Annotated in this window: 13 protein-coding genes; 7 read left to right on the top strand and 6 right to left on the bottom strand. The window is 70.4% G+C overall.

The window, feature by feature from the left end; all coding sequences use genetic code 11:
• Window positions 1-47 precede the first annotated feature (47 nt).
• Window positions 48-1,499, top strand: a complete 1,452-nt coding sequence (locus tag BKA10_RS08065; RefSeq protein WP_372491410.1) for an NAD(P)H-quinone dehydrogenase — start codon at window positions 48-50, stop codon at window positions 1,497-1,499.
• A 104-nt stretch (window positions 1,500-1,603) separates the two neighbouring features.
• Here BKA10_RS08065 and BKA10_RS08060 read toward each other — a convergent pair whose 3' ends face one another.
• On the bottom strand, window positions 1,604-1,945 hold the full coding sequence (locus BKA10_RS08060; RefSeq protein ID WP_183499419.1) for a hypothetical protein: 342 nt from the start codon (window positions 1,943-1,945) through the stop codon (window positions 1,604-1,606).
• Between BKA10_RS08060 and BKA10_RS08055 the strand changes: the two genes are divergently transcribed.
• The gene (locus tag BKA10_RS08055) at window positions 1,917-3,857 is read left to right on the top strand and encodes an FG-GAP-like repeat-containing protein (RefSeq protein WP_183499418.1); all 1,941 of its coding nucleotides are present in this window, start codon (window positions 1,917-1,919) and stop codon (window positions 3,855-3,857) included. The genes BKA10_RS08060 and BKA10_RS08055 overlap by 29 nt on opposite strands.
• Before the next feature lie 11 nt (window positions 3,858-3,868).
• On the opposite strand, the gene BKA10_RS08050 is transcribed toward BKA10_RS08055, so the two are convergent.
• The 3 genes from BKA10_RS08050 to BKA10_RS08040 all read right to left on the bottom strand — a co-directional run bounded on the left by BKA10_RS08050 (window position 3,869) and on the right by BKA10_RS08040 (window position 6,904).
• Complete coding sequence (locus tag BKA10_RS08050) at window positions 3,869-4,333, bottom strand: hypothetical protein (protein WP_183499417.1); 465 nt, start codon at window positions 4,331-4,333, stop codon at window positions 3,869-3,871.
• Window positions 4,334-4,402: 69 nt separating this feature from the next.
• Window positions 4,403-6,169, bottom strand: a complete 1,767-nt coding sequence (locus BKA10_RS08045; protein WP_183499416.1) for an acetyl/propionyl/methylcrotonyl-CoA carboxylase subunit alpha — start codon at window positions 6,167-6,169, stop codon at window positions 4,403-4,405.
• A gap of 78 nt (window positions 6,170-6,247) precedes the next feature.
• Complete coding sequence (locus BKA10_RS08040) at window positions 6,248-6,904, bottom strand: Maf family protein (protein ID WP_183499415.1); 657 nt, start codon at window positions 6,902-6,904, stop codon at window positions 6,248-6,250.
• Window positions 6,905-7,168: 264 nt separating this feature from the next.
• Here BKA10_RS08040 and BKA10_RS08035 point away from each other — a divergent pair, with 264 nt between their 5' ends.
• Genes BKA10_RS08035 through BKA10_RS08020 form a run of 4 tightly spaced genes read left to right on the top strand, consistent with a single transcriptional unit; the run spans window position 7,169 to window position 11,586 of the window.
• Window positions 7,169-8,566 carry a class I SAM-dependent RNA methyltransferase gene (locus BKA10_RS08035; protein WP_183499414.1) on the top strand — a complete coding sequence of 466 codons (1,398 nt, stop codon included), beginning with the start codon at window positions 7,169-7,171 and terminating at the stop codon, window positions 8,564-8,566.
• Window positions 8,567-8,591: 25 nt separating this feature from the next.
• Window positions 8,592-9,260 (top strand): response regulator transcription factor, encoded by a 669-nt coding sequence (locus BKA10_RS08030; RefSeq protein WP_183499413.1) that lies wholly within the window; start codon window positions 8,592-8,594, stop codon window positions 9,258-9,260.
• Window positions 9,261-9,271: 11 nt separating this feature from the next.
• A complete protein-coding gene (locus BKA10_RS08025) occupies window positions 9,272-10,513 on the top strand; it encodes an ATP-binding protein (protein ID WP_183499412.1) in 1,242 nt (413 codons plus the stop codon).
• The gene (locus BKA10_RS08020; RefSeq protein WP_183499411.1) at window positions 10,510-11,586 is read left to right on the top strand and encodes a hypothetical protein; all 1,077 of its coding nucleotides are present in this window, start codon (window positions 10,510-10,512) and stop codon (window positions 11,584-11,586) included. Before BKA10_RS08025 ends, BKA10_RS08020 begins: the two co-directional genes overlap by 4 nt.
• A 261-nt stretch (window positions 11,587-11,847) precedes the next feature.
• Here the strand turns inward: BKA10_RS08020 and BKA10_RS08015 are convergent, their stop codons facing one another.
• A complete protein-coding gene (locus tag BKA10_RS08015) occupies window positions 11,848-12,081 on the bottom strand; it encodes an acyl-CoA carboxylase subunit epsilon (protein ID WP_183499410.1) in 234 nt (77 codons plus the stop codon).
• A complete protein-coding gene (locus BKA10_RS08010) occupies window positions 12,078-13,649 on the bottom strand; it encodes an acyl-CoA carboxylase subunit beta (protein ID WP_183501112.1) in 1,572 nt (523 codons plus the stop codon). Before BKA10_RS08010 ends, BKA10_RS08015 begins: the two co-directional genes overlap by 4 nt.
• A 170-nt stretch (window positions 13,650-13,819) precedes the next feature.
• On the opposite strand from BKA10_RS08010, the gene BKA10_RS08005 reads away from it, so the two are divergent.
• Window positions 13,820-14,602 (top strand): biotin--[acetyl-CoA-carboxylase] ligase, encoded by a 783-nt coding sequence (locus BKA10_RS08005; RefSeq protein WP_183499409.1) that lies wholly within the window; start codon window positions 13,820-13,822, stop codon window positions 14,600-14,602.
• The last annotated feature ends 23 nt before the right edge of the window (window positions 14,603-14,625 follow it).

The following is a 14,625-nucleotide window of genomic DNA, read 5'->3' as shown; positions in this document are numbered from 1 at the left end:
GGGGAGGGGCGTCGTGGCCCAGGTCTGAGGCTGGAAGAATGGATGCCATGTCTTTGAGCTTCGAGCGCACCCAATCCGTTGCCGTCCTCGGCGGCGGCCCCGGCGGATACGAGGCGGCGCTGGCCGCGGCGCAGCTCGGAGCCGAGGTGACCCTGGTCGAACGCGCCGGCGTGGGCGGTTCGGCGGTGATCACCGACGTCGTGCCGTCGAAGAGTCTGATCGCGACCGCCGACGCCGCCGTCGCGATATCGGAGGCGTCCGATCTGGGCGTGCAGCTGTTCGCGAAGTCGGATTCGGGGCGCCCGCTGAAGCCCGAGATCGCCATCAACCTGGCCGCCGTCAACCGCCGGCTGCTCGCGCTCGCGCGCCAGCAGTCCGACGACATGCGCGTGCAGCTGATCGAAGCAGGCGTGCGGATCATCCCGGGCCACGGCCGCCTCGACGGCCCGCACGCGGTGGTCGTGTCCACCGGCGACGGCGGCACCGACTTCGACCGGGTCGAGGCCGACACGCTCGTGGTGTCGGTGGGCGCCTCGCCTCGCGAGCTGCCCGCCGCCCAGCCCGACGGCGAGCGGATCCTCACCTGGACCCAGCTGTACGACATGAAGGCGCTCCCCGAGCACCTCATCGTCGTCGGCTCTGGTGTGACCGGCGCCGAGTTCGCCTCTGCGTACATGAACCTCGGTGCGAAGGTCACGCTGATCTCGAGCCGCGACCGGGTGCTCCCCGGCGAGGACAAGGATGCCGCGACCGTGCTCGAGAAGGTGTTCAAGCGCGGCGGGATGACCGTCCTGTCGAAGTCCCGTGCCGACTCGGTCGAGCGCGACGGCGACGGTGTGCGGGTGACGCTGTCGGACGGTCGCACGGTCGAGGGCAGCCACTGCCTCATGGCGGTCGGCTCCATCCCGAACACTGCCGGCATCGGACTGGCAGAAGCCGGCATCCAGCTCACCGATTCGGGGCACATCCAGGTCAACCGGGTCGCACGCACGTCGGTGCCCAACATCTACGCGGCCGGAGACTGCACGACGTTCGTGCCCCTGGCATCCGTCGCCTCGATGCAGGGCCGCACTGCGATATTCCACGCGCTCGGCGACGTCGTGATCCCGTTGGAGCAGCGGCGCATCACCGCGAACATCTTCACGGCCCCCGAGATCGCCACCGTGGGAGTGCAGGAGAAGGACCTCGAGTCCGACCCGACGCGCGGCTACGTGTACAAGCTGCCGCTGGCGGCCAATGCGCGCGCCAAGATGATGGGTGTCAAGGACGGGTTCGTGAAGATCATCGCGCACCAGGGTTCGGGCACGGTGCTCGGCGGCGTCATCGTCGCGCCGCGCGCGTCCGAGCTGATCTACCCGATCGCGATCGCCGTCGAGCGGCGCATGACGGTCGACCAGGTCTCGCGCGTGTTCGCCGTGTATCCGTCGCTGTCGGGGTCGATCACCGACGCGACCCGTGCCATGCACCTCGTGAACCGGGCCGAGAACACCGTCGCCTGAGTGGAGAGGGATGCCGGGGCCCCGGCATCCGGGCGGCTGAGCCCACTCCGCCTATCGTCTCTGGGCGCGCCACGTCAACCCCGCGCGCGCATCGCACGGGGCGCCTAGTCTGGGAGTGAGTCTGGGGAGACCCGGAGAGGGCGGATGCGGGCAGCGACACGAAGAATCATCGGCAGCTGGACGGTCGTGGCAGTGATGAGCGCACTGCTGCCGGTCGAACTGGCCATCGCGGATACGCCCAGACTCGAGGAGAGTGCAGCGGCGACCCCGTCCGCGACGCCGGCGCCCAGCGCCGAACCGTCACCCGAGCCGACCGACACGGCGACTCCCAGCCCCACGCCGTCACCCTCGCCCTCCGCGGTGCCCAGCCCGTCTGCGACGCCGCTGCCGACCTCCCCGTCGAAGCCGACTCCGGAGGTGAGCCCGACCCCGGCGCCCAGCCCCACTCCGACGGCCGAGCCGGAAGACGACCACGAGAACGACGGGCCCACCGGACCGCTCACCCGTGAGCTCCCGCCGGGGTCGTCGCTGCCGATGGCGCCGATGCGGTTGACGGTGCCGCAGTACGGGCCGCAGCCGGTGTTCCGGTTTCCGTTCGCTCCCGGTCAGCGCTGGGGCGCCAGCGGCTCGCACTCCGACAGCGACGGCATCCATCGCGGCGCCATCGATTTCGCGCCGCTGAGCGCGAAGGACAAGAACGTGCGCGCGGTCGCGGCGGGCACGGTGTATCGCGTCACCTGCAGCAACGGATGGTTCCTCGGCATCGACCACGGCGGCGGGTGGATGTCGGAGTACTACCACCTGTCGGGCGCCAATTCGAGTCTCGTCGGAAAGTGGGTGGAAGCCGGTGCCGTCCTCGGGCGAGCCGGCCAGACCCTTCCCTGCGGTGGCACACCGGGCGCCAGCCCACACGTGCACCTGTCGATCCTCAACGCTGCCGTCGACGTGCCCAGCGGCAAGCGCCACTACGTCGCCGTCAGCGGCATCCAATTCGACAACTACACGCTGCGCGACTCGAGCGGCGCATACAACGGAGTGTGGCGCAATCTGTCCGGCACGACGGTGCTGACTTCGCGCGGCGTGACGTGCTGCCTCACCGCTTCCTCGCGGGTGGGGCCGACGTCCTCCGCGTCGCTGCCCGACACGAACGGCAACGGCATCGACGATTACTCCGAGGCCACGAAGTGGGACACCGATCTGAACGCCGACGGACGGCCCGACCTCGTCGCGTTCGGCGGGCCCGGCGCCTACACCGCTCTCAACAGCGGAACCACCCTCGCGACGCATCGGCTTGCCGTTGCCGATTTCGGCACGTCGAAAGGGTGGAACCGCGCGCAGTATCCGCGGGTCGTCATCGATGTGACCGGAGACGGACGATCCGACATCGTCGGATTCGGGGCGGCGGGGGTGTACGTGTCGGTGGGCACCGGAAGCTCCTTCGGGCCCGCGCGCCGCTGGGTCGCAGACTTCGGCACGGACAAGGGATGGCGTGTGGGCGTGCACCAGCGTGTACTGGCCGACGTCACGGGGGACGGGCTGCCCGATGTCGTCGGGTTCGGAGGGGTCGGTATCTTCGTCGCCCGCAACACCGGGTCCTCCTTCGCGGCGCCCACCGTGTGGGGACGAATCATGGGGTCAGCGGCCACCGCGGGCGGGTGGACCGAATCGCGATACCCGCGGACAGTCATCGACGTCACGGGCGACGGCCGCGCCGACGTGGTCGGGTTCGGCGCAAAGGGCGTGTATGTCGCGCGAAACACCGGCAGCGGATTCGCGGCGCCGGCACTGTGGGTCGCGGACTTCGGCACCAGCCAGGGATGGAAAGTCGGCACGCACCCCCGGTATGTGAGCGATGTGAATGACGACGGCCGCCCGGACATCATCGGCTTCGGAGGTCGGGGGGCGTACGTCTCTCTCAACACCGGCACATCCTTCCGCGGGTCGAGCCTGTGGTCGAGCTCGTTCGGTTCGAGTTCGTCCGCTGGATCGTGGCGCGGTGATCGCCATCCCCGCACCCTCGCCGATGTCAACGGCGACGGCCGCCCCGACATCGTAGGCTTCGCGTCCACGGGTGCATACGTCGCCCTCAACAGGGGCACGTCCTTCGCCGGCATCGCACGGTGGACGATGGACTTCGGCGCCACGGAGTGGACGCTGGGGTGGATGCCCCGCAGCGTCGTCGACGTGAACCGAGACGGCCGCGCCGACATCGTCGGCTTCGCCCGCGATGGCGTGCATGTCGCCCTCAGCACCGGCTCGCGCTTCGGCGCCGCCGCTCACTGGGCCAAGCCGTTCGGCTGGGACGGATCATCGGGTGGCTGGCGGGTCGCGAGCCACCCCCGCGCGATCGCGTTCTGACCCTGCCCGCGTCAGCGTTCGACGACCATCTCCTGGATCACTGTGACGTGCAGATAGGTCTGCGTGCTGCCCTGAGCCTGGATGAGGGCTGCGGACGCCGGATCGAAGTCGATATCGATGCTGTGGGCGGCTTCATCGCACGGGATCTCGCCGTCGAACGTGTCGGACTCGGTTCCATCGGCAGAGAACACCGTCACCGTGACGTCGGCCGTTCCACCACCGAAGCATCGCGCATCGGCGCGGACCAGTTGGGTCGGCGCGGCGAAGTCGAGCCGGATGCCCTCGTCGTCGGCGGGCTCGCTGTCGATCAGCATCGACGCGGTGCCGGCAGCTCCGGGGCCGTCGGACTCCTCGGCCTGCACGGTCTCCACCCACTCACGCGCGCCATCGAGATCGACCGAAGGCTGCGCGGCGCATCCCGACAACAGCAGCAGCAGCGGCACGGATGCGGCGAACGCGACGAGGTGGCCTTTCATGCTCCTTACGGTACGCGTCCGAGCGTCGAGACTCGCGGGATCGGGTGAAGTCCGCAGCGGATCAGTCCGTCAGGAGATGGTCAGCAGCTGGTGCCCGGCCGAGACCGTGGTGCCCGGGCTGGCGTTGATCGTGCCGATCACACCGTCCTTGTGCGCCTGGATCGGCTGCTCCATCTTCATGGCCTCGAGCACGACGACCAGGTCGCCCTTGACGACATGCTGGCCGTCTTCGACCGCGACCTTGACGATCGTGGCCTGCATCGGCGCGCTGACGGCATCGCCCGACGCCCCGGCCATGCCGGTCTGCGAGTGCGACCGGCGCGACGGCGGCACGGCCGCGGGCCGCCCGACCTTCGCCGGCGTCTGCACGATGCGGTCGGGCAGGCTCACCTCGAGGCGTTTGCCCGACACCTCCACGACGACCGTGTGGCGGGGCTCGGCGGGCTCGGGCGACTCGAGCTCGCCGTCCCACGGCGGGATGTCGTTGACGAACTCGGTCTCGATCCAGCGCGTGTAGACGCCGAACGAGCCGTCGTCGGCGGTGAAGGCGGGATCGCGGACGACCTTCCGGTGGAAGGGGAGCACAGTGGGCATGCCCGAGACCTCGAACTCGTCGAGGGCGCGGCGGGCGCGCTCGAGCGCCTCGGCGCGGTCGCGGCCGGTGACGATGATCTTGCCCAGCAGCGAGTCGAACGCGCCCGAGACGCTGTCGCCGGCGGTGACACCGGAGTCGAGACGGATCCCGGGGCCCCCGAACGTCTTGAACACATGAATGCGTCCGGGCTGCGGCAGGAAGCCCCGGCCCGGGTCTTCGCCGTTGATCCGGAACTCGATCGAGTGGCCGGACGGCGTCGGGTCGTCGTAGTCGAGCGTGCCGCCCTCGGCGAGCCGGAACTGTTCGCGGACGAGGTCGAGGCCCGTGACCTCTTCGGACACCGGGTGCTCGACCTGCAGCCGGGTGTTCACCTCGAGGAACGAGATGGTGCCGTCGGCTCCGATCAGGAACTCGCACGTGCCGGCCCCGACGTAGCCGACATCGCGCAGGATCGCCTTGGACGACTCGTAGAGGACGCGGTTCTGCTCGTCGGTCAAGAACGGCGCGGGTGCCTCTTCGACGAGCTTCTGGTGGCGACGCTGCAGCGAGCAGTCGCGGGTGGAGACCACCACGACGTTGCCGGCGGCGTCGGCCAGGCACTGCGTCTCGACGTGCCGCGGCTTGTCGAGGTACTTCTCGACGAAGCACTCGCCGCGACCGAAAGCGGTGATCGCCTCGCGGGTGGCTGACTCGAACTGCTCGGCCACCTCGGACAGCTCGCGCGCGACCTTGAGCCCGCGCCCGCCGCCGCCGTACGCGGCCTTGATGGCGATGGGCAGCCCGTGCTCCTGCGCGAAGGCGATGACCTCGTCGGCGCCCTCGACCGGTCCCGGCGTGCCCGGAGCGAGCGGTGCGCCGACCTTCTCGGCGACGTGGCGGGCGGTGACCTTGTCGCCGAGCGACTCGATCGCCTCGGGCGACGGGCCGATCCAGGTCAGCCCGGCCGCGATCACGGCGCGGGCGAAGTCGGCGTTCTCTGCGAGGAATCCGTAGCCGGGGTGCACGGCATCCGCCCCCGACCGACGAGCCACCGACAGGATCTTCTCGATCGACAGGTACGTCTCGGCGCTCGTGGCGCCCTCGAGTGCGTACGCCTCATCGGCGAGCGTCGTGTGCAGAGCGTCGCGGTCCTGATCGGCGTAGACGGCGACCGAGGCCTTGCCGGAGTCCCGGGCGGCGCGGATGACACGTACGGCGATCTCGCCGCGGTTCGCGATGAGCACCTTGGCGATATGAGGCATGGGTTCGAGCCTACCGAGCAGACCGGTCTGCCCTTTGGATCACTCGCACAAGATCATCGCGAAATCGTGTGGGGGAGTCTACGACCCCTGCGGGCGCGTCCAGAGATCGGTCCACCCCACTCCGAGTTCGCCGGCCAGGCGCCGCAGCGTCGACAGCGACATTCCCACGACCGTGGACGGGTCGCCCTCGACGCGCTCGATGAACGCCCCGCCGAGGCTGTCGACTGTGAACGCGCCCGCCACCTGCAGCGGTTCACCCGAGGCGACGTACGCGTCGATCTCGACGTCCGTCACGTCCGCGGCGAAGGTCACCGAGGCCTCGGCGACGGCGTGGGCCTCGTTCGGCTCGGCACCGGGCGCGAGCCGGAACACGCTGTGCCCCGAGTGCAGGAGGCCCGTCTTCCCGCGCATCGCGCGCCACCGTGCGGTTGCCACATCGGGCTCATACGGCTTGCCGAGGATCTCTCCGTCGAGCTCGAACATCGAGTCGCCGCCGATCACGATCCCGTCGAAGTCCGGCTCTTCGGCGGAGAGGGTCGCGGCCACGTCGGCCGCTTTGCGGCGCGCGAGCAGCAGGACGTGCTCCTGCGGGCTGAGCGTGCGACCCTCGTGCGCCTCGATGGCGGCGATCACGGCGTCCTCGTCGACCTGCGGTGCCCGCGTGAGCGGCTCGATGCCGGCCTGGCGCAGCAGCATGAGGCGGGCGGGAGAAGTGGATGCCAGGCACACGCGCATGCCCCCACGCTACCCGGCACCGGCCGCCGCCTCGCCGAGGTGGCGCCTGGCAATGAGGCCCGCGCGCCGAGGTGGCCACTTGTTCGCCGAGGTGGCCACTTGTTCGCCGAGGTGGCCATTTGTTCGCCGAGGTGGCCACTTGTTCTCCGAGGTGGCCGGCCGTCTCGGCGTGGGGATGGCCGTCTCGACGTGGGGCGTGAGGATGGCCGTCTCGACGTGGGGGTGGCCGTCTCGGCGCGGGGACGGGTGTGGAAGAGTCGAAGAATGGATGCCGGAGACCTCGTAGACCTGGACGTCACCGACGTCGCGCACGGCGGCGTCTTCGTCGCACGCCACGAGGGGCGGGTCGTGTTCGTGCCGGACGCGATTCCGGGCGAGCGGGTCCGCGCGCGACTGACCGACACCCGCAAGTCGTCCTTCTGGCGGGGTGAGGCCCTCGAAGTGCTCGCCGCGTCGCCGCATCGCCGCCCGCACGTGTGGCGGCAGGCCGACATCGACACTGCGCCGGAAGACCGGCCCGGCGGCGCCGACTTCGGCCACATCGCGCTCGATCATCAGCGTGAGCTGAAGCTGCACGTGGTGCGCGACGCGCTGCAGCGCATCGGCGGCCTCGACCTGCCCGTCACGATCGAGGGCGCCCATCCCGCGCGCGACGCCGACGGCGCCGAACTCGCTACCGAGACTGCCGACGGCACCGGCTGGCGCACCCGGGTCAGCCTGCACGTCGACGACGCCGGCCGCATCGGCCCGTACGCCGCCCGCAGTCACCGGGTCATCGAGGTCGACGATCTGCCGCTGGCCACCGGGGCGATCGCCGCAGCGGCTCTGCAATCACGCAGCGCCGACGGGGGCGGTCTCGACTTCATCCAGCCGGCCGACGGCCGCGTGCGGATCGTCGCCCGACCGGATTCTCGCGGCGCCGGGCACCTTCGTTCGGCACCCGAGCACGCTGCAGACCGGCGCGCGGGCTCGCCGCGCAACGGCACCGAGCGCGGTCGATCCTCGCGCGGCGGCGCTGCGCGCGGCCCACGCCGCGGCGGTGCCCGTGCGATCGACCCGGCCGCGGCTGAAGTGCTCACTGAGGTCGTGGGCGGGCGGGAGTTCCGCGTGGGTGCCGGCGGCTTCTGGCAGGTGCACCGCCTCGCCGCCACGACACTCACCGACCTCGTCACCGACGGGGTCGAGTCCGTCGACCCGGACGCCTGGCATCTCGACCTGTACGGCGGAGTCGGCCTGCTCGCCGCCGCCGTGGCATTCATCGGGGGACCCGCCACGAAGATCACCACCGTCGAATCCGACCCCCGCGCCACCGACCACGCCGGCGCCAACCTCGCCGACTGGGTGGGCGCCCGTGCCGAGACCGGCCGGGTCGATCGCTGGCTGGCACAGCTGGCCGCCACGGCATCCCCCTCGCAACGGGCACGACTCGAGAACGGCGTCGTCGTGCTCGACCCGCCGCGCGCCGGGGCGGGTCGCGAGGTCGTCGAGCGACTCGTCGAACTGAACCCGGCGCGAGTGGTCTACGTCGCATGTGACCCGGTGGCACTGTCGCGCGACCTCGCGATCTTCCGGACCCACGGGTTCACGGCGCAGAATGTGCGCGCGGTCGATCTGTTCCCGCACTCGCACCACGTCGAAGCCGTCACCGTGCTCTCACGCTGAGGCCCGCCTCGCTAGGCTGATCGCCATGACGAGGGTGGCGCTGATCGACGACCACGAGTCCGTGCGGCTCGGGCTGGAGGCCGCGTGCGCCCGCACGACGACCAAGCAGGTCGTGTTCTCCGGCAGCACCGTGCGCGCCTACCTCGACTGGCGTGTGTTCTCGGCCTCGCCGCCCGCCGACGTCGTGGTGCTCGATCTCACCCTCGGCGATGGGACGACGGTGACCGAGAACGTCACGCGGCTCGTCCGCGACGGGTCGCCGGTGATCATCCACAGCGTGGCCGACCGTCCCGCAGCCGTGCGCGAGGCTCTGTCGGCCGGCGCGGCCGGGGTCATCAGCAAATCGTCGCGCATCGAGGAGGTCATCGACGCTATCCGCACCGTGGCGCGGGGCGAGCCGCTCGACAACGTGGAGTGGGCCAGCGCCGTCGACGGCGACCGCGCGTTCGCCGATGCACAACTGTCCGCACGTGAGCGCGACGTGCTGCGGCTGTATGCGGCCGGGCTGCCGCTGAAGGCTGTGGCGGAGCGGCTCGGCATCGCCTACTCGACGGCCAAGGAGAACATCACGCGCGTCCGCGTGAAGTACGTCGACGTGGGGCGTCCGGCGCCCACCAAGGTCGATCTGCTGCGCCGCGCGATGGAAGACGGGCTCGTCGTCGAGGGCACCGCCGACGGCCCCGGCGGCGACTGAGGTGAGGCCCGGTGGCCACTGACACGGTCGGCCTGCCCGGCGATCCCGCCGTCCGCCGCGCCCTGGGCGACCTGACAGGCGGCGCGGAGAACTTCACCCAGCGGCGCGTCGAGCGGATTGCGATGATCGCGGTCGCGTTCGCCAGCGCAATCTTGGGCACGCAGTCGTTCATCAACGCGCTGTCCTCTGTGCAGGAGCACCCCGGCTGGCACCTGGTGCTGTGCCTGATCGCGTTCATTCCGCTCGCGATCATGATCGTGGCGTGCCTCGTGGGGGTGTTCGCCCGGGTGACCAGCGCGGTGTTCGCCGGCGCGTTCGTGCTGGTGCTGCTGGCGTGGCCTGCTGCCACCGCAGGGCTGCCGGCGGACGTGGATGCCGAACCGTGGATCTGGTACCTCATCAACGTCGCCACGACGGCGGCGGTCATCGCGTTCCGGATGCCGCTGCAGGTGGTGTGCGCATTGCTCATGCCGCTGCTCTACGGCGTGGTGCGACTGTGGCAGCTGGAGTTCCCGCCCCCGCAGATCGTGATCGTCGTCGTCCTCGACGTCGTGTTCGCGCTGATCTTCGCGGGTGTCGTGCTGACGCTGGGATGGATGCTGCGATCGGTCGCGGTCGGCATCGACCGGACCCGGGCCACCGCCGTCGCCTCGTACGCGACCGCCGCCGCCGCCGATGCCGCCGAGAAGGAGCGCGTGGCCGTGGCCGCGCTCATGCACGACAGCGTGCTGGCGGCCCTGATCGCCGCGGAACGGGCCTCGACGCCGCGCGAGCGCGCGCTGGCGGTATCGATGGCGCGCGAGGCGCTGACCCGCCTGGCGAACGCAGATCGCGATGCAGAGGAGGGTCCCGATGAACCGGTCCCGCCCGTGTCGGTCGCCCGTGCGATCGCGACGGCCGCCGCCGAGTTCGGGGTCGCCCTCGACGTCGACTGCGACGTCGACGAGACGGCGCCGCCGGTGCCGGGCCGAGTGGCACGGGCACTGGCGCTGGCTGCCACCCAGGCGATCGCGAACGCCGTGCAGCACGCGGGAGGGGTGGGACTCGCCGTCCGGCTTGAAGCCGATGACGCGGGGTTGGAGGTCACCGTGTCGGACGCGGGCGACGGCTTCGACCGCGATGCGGTGCCGGTCGACCGGCTCGGCATCCGCGCGTCGATCGTGGCGCGGGTCGCGGCCGTGGCCGGCCGCACGGCGATCGTCAGCGACGCCGACGGCACGACCGTCACGATCATCTGGGAGCACCCGCGATGAACATCTCCGTGCGGTCGATGCTGTCAGGGCTCGCGGTCGCCTTCACCGCGTACCTTGCCGTCGGCGGTCTGCTGTGGACGGTGTCTCCCGACTACCCGCTGATCATGATCGCGACGCTCGCGCTGTTCCTGGTGACGACCTGGCTCTGCATCTTCTGGAATGTCGGCCCCCGGCAGACGGAGGAGTCTCCGGCGATCACCGCCGAGTTGGGGCGTCGCTCGGTGCTGCCGGGGTGGGCGGCAGTGCTGGCCGTTGCCAACGCGGCCATCGTGCCGGCAGCGACGTGGTTCGCCGCGGGACCGGATGCGCGGCTCGAGGCGTATGCGACATGGAGTCTGGGCGGCATCAGCGCCCTGATGACGATCGTCATGGTGCGCCGTCGCACGTGGACGGCGTGGATCGGCGCGACCATCACCGCGGTCGAGGCGGTGGTGTGGATCGGCCCGCGCGATGCGCTCGCGCTCGGGGTGGTCGGACTGGTCGTCTGGGTGGGCGTTGCGCAGATCATCAGCCGGCTGGTCGAACGAGCCGCCCGTGACACCGCAGACCTCACCGAACTGCAGCGCGCGGCCGGGGAGTGGCTGGCGTCGCAGGACGGGCGGCGCAGCGAGCGCCGCACCCAGGTGCAGCGGGCGCTGGCGGTTGCCGGCCCGGTGCTGGTGCGGACGGTCGAGAGCGACGGCGACCTCGACGATGACGAACGCGAGCGCGCGCGGCTGGCGGAAGGCCGGCTGCGCGACGACATCCGCGGCCGACGCCTGCTGGACGACACGGTGAGCACCCGGCTGGAGGCTGCGCGCCGTCGCGGCGCGGCCGTCACGGTGCTCGACGAGGGCGGACTGGAAGGCGTCGACGACGAAGGCATGGCGGCAGTGCGTGCCGAACTGGCCGAGGCGCTGGCGGAGGCCTCGAGTGAGCGCATCTACGTCCGCACCTCGTCGCATCCGCAGATAGCGGTCACCGTCGTCGGCCGGTCACGACCGAAGAACGATCCGGGCGCTGACGATCAGGTCGATCTGTGGCGTGAGATCCGGCGACCGGATGCCAGGGACGACGACGCATCCGAGAGCTGAACGCTCCGGCATCCATCGTCGTGGGGGACGTCGCCTGGCATCCGTCGCCGAAACCGGTCCGAAAGAAGAGGAAGGCGAGGGGCGGCGAAGCCGCCCGCCCCTCGCCATGCGAGCGGTTACCCGAAAACCGACTCGCGGGCTGACTGCGAGAACAGTCAGCCGAACGCAGAAGCGTTCCAGCAGTTCAATTGTGATGTACCCCGCGCGGCCCTGTCTGTAGGTACTTTGGGGGACAAACGTGAGAATCCTATGAGAAAGCTCTCATCCACGCCATCCGAGTTCGCGGCGCAGCGGCTCGCGCAAGGCACGGGCCGAGACCTGCCAAGCCGATATCTCCGGTTCGTCGTCTGCGAGCGCCGTCGACGCCTCGACCTGGTATGCCTCCGTGACCACGGCCATGACCGCGGCGAGCTCTTCGGGCGTCGGGTCTCCCCGGCGCACCTGCAGTGACAGCCCCGCCTCGGAGGGCGCGGCTGGGGCGTCGTCCCGGCTCATAGCGGGATGTTACCGTGCTTCTTCGCCGGCAGACTGGCCCGCTTGCCCCGCAGCGCCCGCAGCGACTTCGCGATCGAGACACGGGTCTGGGCGGGTTCGATGATGCCGTCGAGCTCACCGCGTTCGGCCGCCAGGAACGGCGACGCGACGTTGTAGGTGTATTCGTTCGCGAGCTTCGTCCGCACGGCGGCGACGTCTTCGCCTGCTTCTTCGGCACGCTTGATCTCGCCGCGGTAGAGGATGTTGACCGCGCCCTGACCGCCCATGACCGCGATCTCGGCGGTCGGCCAGGCGAGGTTGATGTCGGCGCCGAGCTGCTTGGATCCCATGACGATGTAGGCGCCGCCGTACGCCTTGCGCAGGATGACGGTGACCAGTGGCACGGTCGCCTCGGCGTAGGCGTAGAGCAGCTTTGCGCCGCGGCGGATCACGCCGGTCCATTCCTGGTCGGTGCCGGGGAGGTAGCCGGGCACGTCGACGAGCGTGACGATCGGGATCGAGAAGGCATCGCAGAACCGGACGAAGCGGCTCGCCTTCTCGCCGGCTTCGATGTTGAGCGTGCCGGCCATCTGCGACGGCTGGTTCGCGATGATGCCGACGCTGCGGCCTTCGATGCGGCCGAAGCCGATGACGATGTTCGGGGCGAACAGCGGCTGCACCTCGAGGAAGTCGCCCGCGTCGACGATGTGCGAGATGACCTGGTGGATGTCGTAGGGCTGGTTGGCCGAGTCGGGGATGATCGTGTTCAGCATGCGGTCGCTGTCGGTGGTCTCCCACTCGAACTCGTTCTCATAGCCGGGCAGCTCGGACAGGTTGTTGTCAGGCAAGTAGCCGAGCAGCGTGCGCACGTAATCGAGCGCGTCGTCCTCGTCTTCGGCGAGGTAGTGAGCGACGCCCGAGCGGGTGTTGTGCGTGTACGCGCCGCCGAGCTCCTCCATGCCGACGTCCTCGCCGGTGACCGTCTTGATGACATCGGGGCCGGTGACGAACATCTGGCTGGTCTTGTCGACCATGATCACGAAGTCGGTGAGGGCGGGGGAGTACACGGCGCCGCCGGCGGCTGGACCCATGATGATCGAGATCTGCGGGATCACCCCGGACGCCTGGGTGTTCAGCCGGAAGATCTCGCCGTACTTGCCCAGCGCGACGACACCCTCCTGGATGCGCGCGCCACCCGAGTCGAGGATGCCGACGATCGGCATGCCGCCGCGCAGCGCGAACTCCATGACCTTGATGATCTTGTCGCCGGCGACCTCGCCCAGCGATCCGCCGAACGTGGTGAAGTCCTGCGCGTACACGGCGACGGTGCGGCCGTGGATGGTCGCCACACCGGTGACGACGGAATCGCCGTAGGGACGGGAGCGGTCCATGCCGAACGCGGTGGTGCGGTGGCGGACGTACTCGTCGAGCTCGACGAACGAGCCGGGATCGACGAGGATCTCGATGCGCTCGCGGGCGGTCAGCTTGCCCTTCGCGTGCTGCTTCTCGCGGGAGACCGCCTCGGCCTCGACGACCGCTTCGTCATAGCGTGCGCGGAGGTCGGCGATCTTGCCGGCGGTCGTGGACATGTCGGGCTGATCGGTCACGCGTTCCACCCTAGCGAGCAGCCGCGCGGATGAGTTGGCGGACAGGCACAATGCAATCCGGCATCCACTGTGCGATTCACTGCGCGAATGGTCGGGAAAGGTGCCGCGGTGGGGGATGCCGGGGCCTCGATCACACGCGTAGGGTGGCGTGCATGACGCTCCCCGCTCCTGGATATCCACGCGCGGCGGCGGTCACGCCGCGCCTGCACGTGATCGAGACGGTCGACTCGACCAATGCCAAGCTGCTGCGCGACGCGGCCCAGGACCCCGACGGTCACCCCCACCTGTCGGTGCTGGTCACCCGCGATCAGCGCGCGGGGCGCGGCAGGCTCGATCGCAGCTGGAACACCCCGCCGGGCAGTGCGGTGGCCGTCTCGGTGCTGTTGCGGGTCGGCGCGATCCCGACCGTGGCGCGCGGATGGATTCCGCTGGTCGCCGGCGCGGCCATGACCAGGGCCGTGGCCGCGCAACTGCCCGGCGTCGACGTGCAGCTGAAGTGGCCCAACGACGTGCTGGCGGATGGGCTCAAGATTTCGGGCATCCTCGCCGAGGTGATGCCCAGCGACCCGCAGGCGGTCGTCGTGGGTGTCGGCGTCAACACGACGATGACCGCGGAGGAGCTTCCGGTGCCCACGGCGACGTCCTTCGCGGCGATCGGCCGCACCGCCGACGAAGACCGGCTGCTCGCCGACTACCTGACGGCCCTGCGCGACGACATCGCCGCCCTCGCCGTCGCCGACGGCGACTCGGCGGCGCTGCACGCCCGGATCGAGGGACTGTGCGCCACGATCGGCTCCGACGTGCGCGTGAATCTGCCCGACGGCGTCGTGCTGGAGGGGCGTGCAGAGCGCCTCGACCCCGACGGGCGCCTGGTCGTGTCGACACGGGGCGTGGAGACGCTCGTCGCCGCCGGCGACGTCGTGCACGTGCGCTGAGCCCTGACCCGGCGCGCCGCCGC

Source organism: Microbacterium invictum, assembly GCF_014197265.1.
GTDB classification, from domain to species: domain Bacteria; phylum Actinomycetota; class Actinomycetes; order Actinomycetales; family Microbacteriaceae; genus Microbacterium; species Microbacterium invictum.
The sequence above is the reverse complement of the archived record's forward strand: the minus strand, read 5'-3'. Positions and strand labels throughout refer to the sequence as shown.